The sequence below is a fragment of the uncultured Flavobacterium sp. genome (assembly GCF_937967675.1).
GTDB lineage: Bacteria > Bacteroidota > Bacteroidia > Flavobacteriales > Flavobacteriaceae > Flavobacterium.
The window spans coordinates 1-11,672 of the sequence record NZ_CALBSN010000070.1 but is presented as its reverse complement, the minus strand read 5'-3'; the positions used below and the strand labels follow the sequence as shown (position 1 = coordinate 11,672).

Annotated in this window: 8 protein-coding genes and 2 pseudogenes; 3 read left to right on the top strand and 7 right to left on the bottom strand. The window is 32.1% G+C overall.

The annotated features are described in order from the left end of the window. Positions 1-270 (top strand): annotated as a pseudogene (locus Q0075_RS04935) (tyrosine--tRNA ligase); the annotation flags it as partial. Here the strand turns inward: Q0075_RS04935 and Q0075_RS04930 are convergent. The 5 genes from Q0075_RS04930 to Q0075_RS04910 all read right to left on the bottom strand — a co-directional run bounded on the left by Q0075_RS04930 (position 263) and on the right by Q0075_RS04910 (position 7,800). After that, positions 263-1,243, bottom strand: a complete 981-nt coding sequence (locus tag Q0075_RS04930; protein WP_291110782.1) for an acyl transferase — start codon at positions 1,241-1,243, stop codon at positions 263-265. The pseudogene Q0075_RS04935 and the gene Q0075_RS04930 overlap by 8 nt on opposite strands. Before the next feature lie 193 nt (positions 1,244-1,436). Beyond that, a complete protein-coding gene (locus Q0075_RS04925; RefSeq protein WP_297868541.1) occupies positions 1,437-3,176 on the bottom strand; it encodes a T9SS type A sorting domain-containing protein in 1,740 nt (579 codons plus the stop codon). 106 nt (positions 3,177-3,282) lie between these two features. Then, the gene (locus Q0075_RS04920; RefSeq protein WP_297868540.1) at positions 3,283-3,624 is read right to left on the bottom strand and encodes a T9SS type A sorting domain-containing protein; all 342 of its coding nucleotides are present in this window, start codon (positions 3,622-3,624) and stop codon (positions 3,283-3,285) included. A 107-nt stretch (positions 3,625-3,731) separates the two neighbouring features. Further along, a complete protein-coding gene (locus Q0075_RS04915; protein WP_297868539.1) occupies positions 3,732-4,892 on the bottom strand; it encodes a hypothetical protein in 1,161 nt (386 codons plus the stop codon). Between the two features lie 139 nt (positions 4,893-5,031). Continuing rightward, complete coding sequence (locus tag Q0075_RS04910) at positions 5,032-7,800, bottom strand: TonB-dependent receptor (protein ID WP_297868538.1); 2,769 nt, start codon at positions 7,798-7,800, stop codon at positions 5,032-5,034. 177 nt (positions 7,801-7,977) lie between these two features. Between Q0075_RS04910 and Q0075_RS04905 the strand changes: the two genes are divergently transcribed. Next, on the top strand, positions 7,978-8,667 hold the full coding sequence (locus Q0075_RS04905; protein WP_297868537.1) for a response regulator transcription factor: 690 nt from the start codon (positions 7,978-7,980) through the stop codon (positions 8,665-8,667). After that, positions 8,667-9,710, top strand: coding sequence for an ATP-binding protein (locus Q0075_RS04900; protein ID WP_297868536.1), 1,044 nt, complete (start codon positions 8,667-8,669; stop codon positions 9,708-9,710). Before Q0075_RS04905 ends, Q0075_RS04900 begins: the two co-directional genes overlap by 1 nt. Here Q0075_RS04900 and Q0075_RS04895 read toward each other — a convergent pair. Together Q0075_RS04895 and Q0075_RS04890 are read right to left on the bottom strand one after the other, a co-directional pair. Next, positions 9,684-10,739: a glycosyltransferase gene (locus tag Q0075_RS04895; protein ID WP_297868535.1), complete on the bottom strand. Its 1,056-nt coding sequence runs from the start codon at positions 10,737-10,739 to the stop codon at positions 9,684-9,686. The genes Q0075_RS04900 and Q0075_RS04895 overlap by 27 nt on opposite strands. After that, positions 10,739-11,560: pseudogene (locus Q0075_RS04890) on the bottom strand (UDP-2,3-diacylglucosamine diphosphatase). Before Q0075_RS04890 ends, Q0075_RS04895 begins: the two are co-directional and overlap by 1 nt. Between the last annotated feature and the right edge of the window lie 112 nt (positions 11,561-11,672).

Here is an 11,672-nt window from a genome sequence, read left to right as displayed (position 1 = left end):
TTTTTAGAAGTTTTTGATGGTGTTCCTCAAGCTGAGATTTCAATGGAAGATTTGAATGCTGGTTTGGATATGATTGCAGCTTTGGCAGCAAAAACGAATTTCTTAGCTTCTAATAGTGATGCGCGTAGAGAATTGAAACAAAACTCAATCTCCTTAAACAAGGAAAAAGTTGGGGAAGATAAAATCATTACAAAAGAGGATTTAATCAACAATCAATTTTTGTTATTGCAAAAAGGAAAGAAAAATTATTATGTGATTAAGGTTAAATAACCATCAGGTTGCAACCACGAATATCAGAATGATCAAAACGTCCCAACACTTCGAAAGAATGGTTGGGATATTTTTTCCCCAAATCTTGAGTAGCAACAAACGAACACGAATTGATATTAGCCAAATCAATCACATTAATTCCGCCCGTTTTTCCTTCGGAAACATAAGTTAAAGCATCTTCAGTATCACGAACTAAAATTTGCATCCAAGGTGGACATTCGAAAATACCATCACCTAATGAATACGCTTGTGAAAGTAATTCGGTCATACCATATTCGGAATGAATTTTTGAAACACCAAATCCGTTGCATAAAATGGAATGCAATTCTTCGCGAATCATTTCTTTTCGTTTGCCTTTCATACCTCCAGTTTCCATGATAATGGTGTTTTTTAATTGGAATTTTTGCTTCTCAATTAAATCCAATAAAGCATAAGTTACGCCAATTAAAATCACATTTTGACCTGAATTATCTAATTCAATTAGTTTTGAAATTAATTCGTCATAGTTGTTCAAATAAAATCCAGAAGCTGAATGATTGCTGCTTTGAATTAAATCTTCTACCATGTAAATTAACGATGAACCTTCGCGTTCTAAATAGGATGGAAGCAAGGCTAAAATACAATAATCTTCAATATTTCCATAGAATTCGGAAAAACCTAAGCGATAACTCATTTCGTACCAACTAACATCGGTAACTAAATGTTTGCTGGTTTGCATTCCGGTTGTGCCGCTACTGGTAAAGATTTGTTGAATAGCTTCGGATGAACTCAATACGGAATGGCTTTTAAAAAACTGAATCGGTAAAAATGGAATTTCGATTAACGATTTCACATTGGTTTTATCCTTTTTCAAGAAATTGCAAAATTGTTGGTACACCAAATTAGTATCGTATTGATGACGAAAAACTTTTAAAGTAATTTTTTCAAATTCTTTCTTTGAGTTAATTTGGAAAATGTCTTCTTGTGAAATCATGGTGCAAAAATAGAAAGAAATGTTCTTTTGACCGCAGATTCGCAGATTTTTGTTTTATGTTGAAATCTGTCTGAAATTATAGAATTTATTAGGATAAATAGGTTTGTTTGGGTAATAATTTATATGAAAAAAGCACCAACTTTCGTTGATGCTTTTTCTATTCTTGTCATGCTGAATTCAGTTCAGCATCTAATTATTGGATAACTAATTTTCTTGTAGCTGTTTTGCCTTCTTCAGTAACTTTAACCAAGTAAACACCAGCATTTAAACCAGAAACGTTTACGGTGTTATTCATCACATTAGATTTTAATACCTCTTTACCTAATAAGTCAAAAATTTGAACTGACATTGCAGCACTTGCAGTTGAAGTTAAAAATAATGTATTTCCTTTTAATGGGTTTGGATACATTGTTAAACCATTGATGTTGTTGTCTGCTAAACCGGCAACTTGTGGAACAACATCAGCCCAAGCAGTACCTATTCTTAATTCATCAATTTGAACTGCTGGAGTTTCAGTTGCTGAATCTTGTCTAAAGAAAAATCTTGATACATTTAATAAATCGGTAGCAGCATGAGTATCAGTTAAAGTAGCTGATGGTTCAGGATTGTTAACAACAGGGTTAATCCAAAGACTAACAACATCATCAGAAGTTGTTGTTGGATTAAAAGTATAACCAACAACAACGAAATAAGTTTGTCCTGTTTGGTATGTTGTAGATGTAAAAGTAGTATTAGCAGCATTAGCAGTTCTTACTTCGATACCTAAATTAAAGTTGGTATCATCAACTCTTTTTGTCCATAAAGTAGCTCCTAAGTTTGTATTAGTTTCTCCAAAACCAGCCAAGTAACCACCATTTGCATCAGTAACACCTGCCATTGAACTAATGTTCATTAAGAAAGAGTAATATACGGTACCAGAATTTGTTGATGTTATTGGGGAAAAACAATCAATTCCATCTGCAGCAAAAGAAATTGAATTTCCTGCCGTTGTTAATCCAGTATATGATAAATTTCCTGTAGCCGAAACAATGTTGTCTCCAGAATTTACATTTGTCCATTTTTGTTCGCTTCCAAGAGAATTTCCAACAGTGTAATTAAATCCTTCGTAGTATGGTAATGCGTTTTCAGTTTTACATTCAGGAGAATTCCCTGTAATTGTAAAATTACAAGTTCCTCCTGTTATAGTTGCTAAGTATGGAGAGTTTTCAACAAAAGTTATTACTATATTGCCTGTTGCTACTGATGAAGGGTTGTCGCCACTTACTGTTCCAGAAGTAGTAATTGTGTAAGAAGCTGTTCCGCCTCCAGTGAAAGGAATAGTAATTGTATAATTATCTAATGCAATAGTAGAAGCCACACAAGCTGTAGTTTCAGCACTTAATGATAATGCACAAGATGAAGAAACATTTGTTAATTTTAAATCATCAATTCTAAATTGATCTGTAGCTGCAGGTTGAGTAAATCTTAGCGAAAGTGAAGATGAAGAAGGAATTTGTCCTCCAGAAATTGTTATTAAACTCCAACCAGTTGCACTAGGAGTAAAAGTAATAGGAGTCCATGTTGTTCCTGAATTTGTACTTTGTTCAATAACTAATTGTGGATTAGATATGCTTGGAGTATTATATCCAAATGACATTTGTATATCAGTGCTTAAGTATGCAGAAGTGTTAATGTTGTCAACTTGGAAATATTTACCAGCTGTGTTCGTTATAAATACATTTCTTCCTCCTGAAGCTCCAGTATAACCTGATGAAACTAGTGAGGCTCTTGTGTCTGCAGTTCCAGAGTAGGTGATAGGGCTAGCATTTTGGAAAGTAGTAGCTGAAATTGCTAGGGTTCCTGTTCCAGTTCCCATATTTTCAGAGTAAATAGTTTGTCCAAAAGACAAAGAACTTAAAACGAAAGTTAATAATAAAGTGTAAAGTTTTTTCATTTTTATAGAATTATGAATTATGTTACAAAGATAAATAGTTTTTAAATTTTAAACTAAAAATAAGGTGTTAACTTATAATTAATTTTAAGCAGTGCAAATTAATTAACTAGTTGATAATTAGTTTTCTGGTTGCAGATGCTTCACCTTCTTTTATTTTAATAAAATAAACTCCTGGAGATAAAGTACTCACATTTACTTCTTTAGAAGTAATAACGGTTTCTAGTACTTTTTTCCCAAGAACATTAAAAATTTCAACTTTTTTGTCTAATGACGATTTGGTAGTAATAAAAATTTTTCCTGAATTAACAGGGTTAGGGTAAATAGATAATCCTTCAATTGTAGGTTCTTGATTTTTTGCAGCTGTAACCGATTTGTTTTCTTGTGCATTTAAGCTAAAAGAAAACAAAATTGTTATAAGAAAAATAATATAAAAGTATTTTTTTTTCATGCAAAACTAAAATTGGTTGTAAAGGTAATTAATTTTTTCATAGCAAACACAATGCCAAATAAAAAATCCCTCATAAAGAGGGATTTATTTCATTTCATAAGTATAAATTATAATCCGTTTGTCCAACCAGTAGCCCATGCAGGAGTATTTCCACTATTGCCTGCTCCTGCTGTGGTGTCTATTGTAAGATAGGTTGTATTAGTTCCAGTATATTCTGATTGAGTTGTGATTGAAGCGCCAAAATATATTGGATTAAAAGTAATATTGCCATTGTCAACATTTTGATTAGCAACAGGATCTGATCCTGTTCCCGTTGCGGGTTTAATTTTCAAACCTTTTGTAAAACCATCAATATAGATGTTTTGACAGTTCCAGTATCCTGCACCTTCTTTTAAGTACATTCCGTGCTCTGCTCCAGATAAATCACCTTTAAGAATAGTAAAGTTTTTTAATGTTGCATTTGTTGTTGGCATTGCTGCTCCATTATCTCCGTTGTTTGATCCTTCAACACCAGCTTTAGCTACATCTTTAATGAAAACATTTTCTAAAGTTCCAGCAAATCCATCTGCAAAGTCAACCGCATCATCTTCGCTGTGTAAAGCAACTAAATATTTGCCATTTACAGTTCCTCCAAAAAACTCAATTCCATCGTCACCACTTTTATAAGCTTGAACATACTCGAATACAGTTCCAGAACCAACGCCAAATAATGAAACGCCATTAAATTCTTTGTCAGCAGTAAATGCAGCACCCGTATATTCTACTCTTAAATAACGAATAACTCCAGAGCTATCATCGTTTTCATTACCTCCATAAGTTAAGTCACCAACTTCAGATGTTGCAGTTTCTCCATTTGAACCACCTTTGTTTGTTTTAGCTCTACCGCAAATTACTAATCCGCCCCAATCTCCAGTTGCTTTTACAGCATTACCACTTGTCATTACTACTGGATTTGTTGAAGTTCCGTTTACATATAACAATCCGTCTTGTGCAATTGCAATATAAGAAGATGTACCACCTGTTGCTTCAATTCTTGTTCCAGCAGGAATTGTTAATGTTGCGCCACCTCTTACAATAAAAGAACCTGTTAAGTTGTATACTTGATTAGGATCTAATGTTGCAGATTGTCCTGATAATAATTCACCTCTAAAATCTGCAGCATTAATAACTACAGATCCATTGTTATTTCCATTTGAATCTTCTTCTCTTGAACAAGAAGTTAAAGTTAATACAGCCAACGTTACAGCTGATAATAATAATTTTTTCATTTTTGTGTTATTTAATTTGTTGTAACAAAACTAATAGGGATTGATTATCATGTGATTACGTGAATGTTATCAATTTATTAAAAAAAAGAGGCGGATTTTATATTAATCCGCCAAATATTTATTTAATGTTAATATATTGTTAGAATGAGTATTTTACAGATAACCCAAAGTTTCTACCTTTTTTATACGAATCGACTACAACATTTTGTATGTCTTGCTTTCTTTCTATAGTAGGGTCTGTTAAATTTTTAGCACTAAAGCCTATTCCAATATTTTTACTAAGATTGAGTTTTAAGATAAAATCTAAAGTAATAACGTCGCTATCAACTAAATCTCCTTTTCCTGTAACTCCTAATGCGTAAATTCTATCTGAGAAGTAACCTCCAGCTAAAGTTGCTGTAAGTGATTTGTCGTTTTTAAATTCTTTATTAAAACTAATGTCAGAATTAATTAATAAGTCTGATGCTCCTGTTAATCTTGAATCTGAATTGGTAAAATCAACATTCATTCCAGGATTTTCATTTACAACTTTTTCAGAATTTAAATCTTGATTTGTCAATAAATAAGAGATGTTTAATCCAAATCCAAGGTTTGTTTTTTCTCCTGTTGTATTGTTTTCTCTAGAGATAATATTTTTTCTCCATTCCCCTTCAATACCTAATCCAACAGCTTTATCGCCTGAATTTACCCATGAAATATCATTTGTTGCAGAGGCAATTGTAACTTGGTTAATAGGATTTTGAATGTATTTAGCAAAACCAGTAAATGATATTACTTCACCATTTTTAGGGAACATTTCCCATTTCAAATCGAAGTTATAATCAGTTGAATTGTATAAAAATGGATTACCTATATAACTTTGTCCTACTTCTTCATATAAGAAAGGAGCTCTTTCTTTGAACTGTGGTAATGTATATGTTTTACTAGCTGCAAATTTGATGTTTTGTTTTTCATTAATTTCATACTTAGCAGTTAATGAAGGCATATATTCCATCGTGTCAAATAAAGTTTTTCCACTTTTTAATGAAGTATCATAAAAAATGTCCTGAATAATGAATTCAGTTCTAAATGCACCAATAACAAATAGTTTAGGAGAAAATTGATATTCAATTGCACCATAACCTGCAGAAATAATTTGTTGTCCATTATAATTCTGAGGCTTCATTGCATTAGGATTTGTAACATTCCCTCTAAAAGTTCTTAATGAAAAGAAGCCTGCGTCTAAATTAGTTTGATTAAAATACCCATCAAGATAATTTAAGTCAACAGTAGGTTGAGTGGCAAATAAACTTCTAGTTACAAAAAGGTTAATTTGAGTAGCATCAAAATTGATTTCTTTATAACGTCCACCGTATCCTGCGATGAATTTTCCCTTGTAAACATTGTCTTCTTTTTTGCCAAATTTATAAGATACTACAAAATTACCAGCAATTTCATCATCAGTCATTTCTTGATAATATCTGTGGTTATCCGATTGGTTCACATCTGAGGCAACCAATCTAGAATTTGGATCATCCCATGTAAAAGGAATAATTGTATTTTGCATACGGTCAGGGATAATATTTGTCATTTTGTTGTATGACACACCCCAATCAAAAGATGTTCTATCTCCAAACTTATGTTCTCCAAGTAATTGGTTAATGAATAAGAATGTTCTATCAAAAGTAGATCTACGTACAAAACCACCTCCATTTTGAGCTGCTCCAAATGCGTCTAAAACACCATTAAATTCTTCATGTTTTTGAGATGTTGAATTGATAAACATTGAATTTAATTTGATGTTATTGCTGTTGTTTATTTTAAAATTAATGTTAGTCATTGCATTTGAGCCCGTGCTGTACTCGTATGCTTTTCTGTAAAAATCTTTTACTGCAATTGCTTGTGTGTTTACACTTCCTCTTCTAACACCTTCTTTGAAATTAAAACCATTATCAAAAGAGGCATTAACAAAGAAGCTTATTTTGCTAGATCCTAAACTATAAGAATCTCCAGCTCTTAAATAAAATGAACCATTAACTGGAGTAGTTGCTTGTTTGTCCCAGCTAGTTGTAAAGTTGTATGCAGCTAATGGATTGTTTGGAATAGATTGGTTGCTAAATCCAAGAAAATTTGGACCATCTTGTAAGTAAAAATTATTTTGAGAAATAGCATTTGAATTAATACCTGTTCCTGTTCCTATTTCAATCATACCACTTCCTTTGTATGATTTGGATACAATATCAACATTAGCTCCGGCAAAATCGCCATAATTTTTGTAATTATATGTTTTGTCAATGCCAATATATTCTACAACATCTGTAGAAAACACGTCCAAAGAAATATTTTTTGTAGATGGATTGTTTGAAGGCAAAGGCAATCCATTCATGGTTGTTGAATTGTATCGATCTCCAAGTCCTCTAACGTATATATCACTCGAACCTTCTTGTTTTGAAATTCCTGATGTTTTGGCTACAGCTGCGGCTACATCACCAAGCCCTTTTTTAGAAATTTCTTCAGCTCCAATACTTTGTTTAATTTCAACAGCTTTTTGTTGTTCTTGTAGTAGAGCGCTTTCTTTTTCTTTAGATACTACTTGAATAATTTCAACGTCTTGTAATTGAACACCGCTAGCTTCTAATGTGTAATTAATTACTTTTTTTTCATTTGCTTTAATCGTAAATGGAATTTCTTTAGTTTCATAACCTAAATATCCTATTACTAAGGTGTAATTCCCCGGCTTTAGAGAAATCGAATATTTTCCGTTTTCATCTGTTGAAGTTCCTTGTTTTGTTCCTTTAATAACAATGTTAGCAAAAGGTAAAGGTTCGTTGTTAAATTCTTTATCTAAAATAGTTCCAGTTACAGTCCCATTTTGAGCAAACATTGCTACTGAAAAGAATAATGATAATAATAAATAACGTAGTTTCATGTTGTGTTGTTAAATTTGTGCAAAGGAACTGCCAGAGTGTTACAGTAAAGTTACTTGCCTGTTATGAATTAGTTGTGAATTCGTTACCGAATTGTTAATACATTAAATAATTGTAAACTCCTTTGAACATTTTATTTTATCTTTACCTTTACAAACCAAAACATAACAAATTTTGTGATGAAGAAAAAAGACATTAAGATCTTATTGGTTGATGATGAGCAAGATATCTTAGAAATTGTAGGATACAATCTTTCTCAAGAAGGCTATCAAATTGTAACAGCTTCTAATGGGAAAGAAGCTATCGCAAAAGCAAAAAAAGAACGTCCTCAATTAATTATTTTGGATGTAATGATGCCCGAAATGGACGGAATGGAAGCTTGTGAAAACATCAGAAAAATTCCAGAACTTCAAGATACAATCATTACTTTTTTAACTGCTCGTTCTGAAGATTATTCTCAAGTGGCTGGTTTTGATGCAGGAGCCGATGATTATATTGCAAAACCCATCAAACCAAAAGTTTTGGTAAGTAAAGTACAAGCATTATTAAGAAGATTAAAAGGTGTTGAAGGAGTTTCGTCAACTACAACTTTAACAGTTGGTAATATCGAAATCAATAGAGAAGAATACAAAATTATTAAAGATGGCGAGGAAATTATTTTGCCTCGTAAAGAGTTTGAATTGTTCTATTTGTTAGCTACAAAACCAGCAAAAGTGTTTACTCGCGAAGAAATCTTAGACAAAGTTTGGGGTAACGAAGTAGTTGTTGGTGGAAGAACTATCGATGTTCACATTAGAAAACTAAGAGAAAAAATTGGAGATAGCTTCTTTAAAACTATTAAAGGAGTGGGTTATAAAATCGAATTTTAATGCAATTAAAATTTAAAAAATCTTATAAGTTCGCTTTAAAGTCATCGTTATACGTAACCTTGTTCTTTTTAGCGACTATTTTTTTATATCATTATTTTGTTCAGTCATTAAATTTACTGGTTGTTTTAGGTTTTTCGCTTATTTTTTATGCAGCGACATTCTTTTTAATTCAATTTAGAGTGGAGCATTTTATCTACAAAAGAGTAAAGAAAATCTATGACGATGTTTCGCTTTTAGAAACAACTTCTTATGTAAATCAACCCGTAACTACCGATATGGCAACGTTGACGAAAGAAGTAAAAAAATTCGCCCGAGATAAAAAATTAGAAATCGAAACCTTAAAAATTAGAGAAGAATACCGAAAAGAATTTTTAGGAAACGTTTCGCACGAATTAAAAACCCCACTTTTTACGATTCAAGGTTATTTGCTTACGCTTCTAGATGGTGCTATGGAAGACAAAAATATCCGAACAAAATATTTAGAACGTGCCGAAAAAGGAGTAGAACGCTTGATTTATATCGTGAAAGATTTGGACATGATTACCAAATTAGAAGTTGGTGAAATCAATCTAGATGTTACTCGTTTTAATATTGTTGAGGTAGTACAAAACGTGTTTGACTTGTTCGAAATGAAAGCAGCTAACAAAAACATTACCTTGACTTTCGATATGAAATACGCCAAACCTATTTGGGTAATGGCGGATCAAGAAAAAATCCAACAAGTAGTTACGAACTTGGTAGTAAATTCCATTAAATACGGTAAAAAAGGAGGAACAACTGAAGTTGGAATAGAAGATTTAACTAAAAACAAAGTCATCGTAAGAATTACCGATAACGGTGAAGGTATCGAAAAACAAAACATTCCACGTTTATTCGAACGTTTTTATCGTGTGGACAAAAGTGGCGCAAGAAGCGAAGGCGGTTCTGGTTTAGGATTAGCCATCGTGAAACACATTATTGAAGGACATGATGAGAAAATCTATGTGGAAAGTCAAATCGGTGTTGGTTCAGAATTTTCATTTACTTTGGAAAAGACGAAATAATTCGTTCCAATTCGGGTCAACAGAAAAATCTTTAAATCCTTTATAAAAGTGAATTTTTTCCAACTTGGAAGCCTTGAATTTTTCTTGCTTGCAACTTGGAGCCACAATTTCTGATTTAAACTTTTTAGCCAAATATTCTTGTTCGTATTGACCTGGCGTTGGAATAAAATACGCTTTTTTTTCCAATTTCGCCAAATCCATTACCGTGGTATAACCCGAACGGCACACTACAAATTCACTCTCATTAAAAGCAGTACTTAATTGTTCTGAATTCATGAAATTGTAATAGGTAATCGAATTTACTTTCTCGATTTGTTGTTGTGATTCCACAATACCTTTTACGAAAAGAATTTCTTTCGAACTATTTTCTAATTCTTTGATAAGTTTCTTTTCCAATAAAGTACGTTGTGGTTCTGGTCCTGATAATAAAACCATGATATCATATTTGATTGGGAGTGATTTTTTTTCAATTCGACTTAAAGGACCAATGTAAGTTATGGTATTCATCATCTTTTCGGGATGACCTAATTTTCCTGATAAATTTTCGGCACCAGCAACATCAGGAACCCAACAAGCATCAAATTTAGAAATGTAACGCGAATGCAATTTGGTAGTCAACCAAGACGTATTTCCAGAAAGTACATTCAATTGATGTGTAATAAAAACTGATGGTACTTTTGAAGAATAAACACCCAATCGATTATCGCTAATAACGCCATCAATTTCATAGTTTTCGATAATCTTATTGATTTTTGATTTCTCTTTTTTGATGGCCATCATCATTTTTGGCATTTGAAGCGCTATTTTCCACTTAAAGTTTTTGCCTTTTTCTGCATATTGAATGTTATAAGCGGGTAATTCAATACTCAAAAGATTTGGAAATTCTTTTTTTAATAAAGCTAAAGCTACTCCATCGGAAGCTATAATGGGTTCAAAACCATTTTCTTTTAATGCTTTAATGATAGGAATGCATCTTGTGGCATGTCCTAAACCCCAGTTTAATGGCGCTATGAGTATTTTTTTCTTCATTACTTTTTCAAAACCGCAATAAATTGTTCGGCTAGTTTATTTTCGTCTTCAAAATTATACTCATTTTCATCAGAATTAAAACTTCTATCATGTTGGTATAATTTCCATTTTTTGTTGTTGTACTCTAAAGCGGTTAAATTTTCAATCCAATCTCCCGAATTTAAGTAGAAAACTTCTCCTTTTTCATTCTCCATGAATTCAATTTTGGGTTCGTGGATATGCCCGCAAATTACATAATCGTAATGGTTTTCTATCGCCAATTCCACACAAACATTTTCAAAGTTAGTGATAAATTTTACAGCAGATTTTACATTGTTTTTAATTTTCTTCGAAAGCGAATACGGTTCTTTGTTAAATCGGGCTAAAACCCAATTGATAAATCGGTTGATTAAAATGAGGATGTCGTAACCCCAACCACCTAATTTAGCCAACCATTTAGCTTGGGTAATCGAAGCATCAAAAACATCACCATGAAAAATCCATGCTCTTTTGTGGTCTAATTCTAATACGAGTTTATCAATTAAACTGATGTTTCCCATGTGTAAATCGGTAAATTTTCTGAGAAATTCATCATGATTTCCGGTGATGTAGTACACTTTTGTCCCTTTGGTACTCATCGAAATAATCTTTTTAATTACTTCTAAGTGTTTCGATGGGAAATACGATTTTCTAAATTGCCAAATATCGATAATATCGCCATTAAGCACTAAAATTTTAGGTTTTATCGTAGATAAATAATCCAATAATTCTTTGGCATGTCAACCATATGTTTCAAGATGAACATCCGAAATAACAGCCACTTCAACTTTACGTTTCTTCAAAATAAAAGTTTTATGCAAAAAACGAAAATCTATCTAATGTTAAGGTTATTGAAACATTATTAAAAGTTTATTTGTGGTGCTAATTATTTGATTAATTTTGCCCAAAATTATT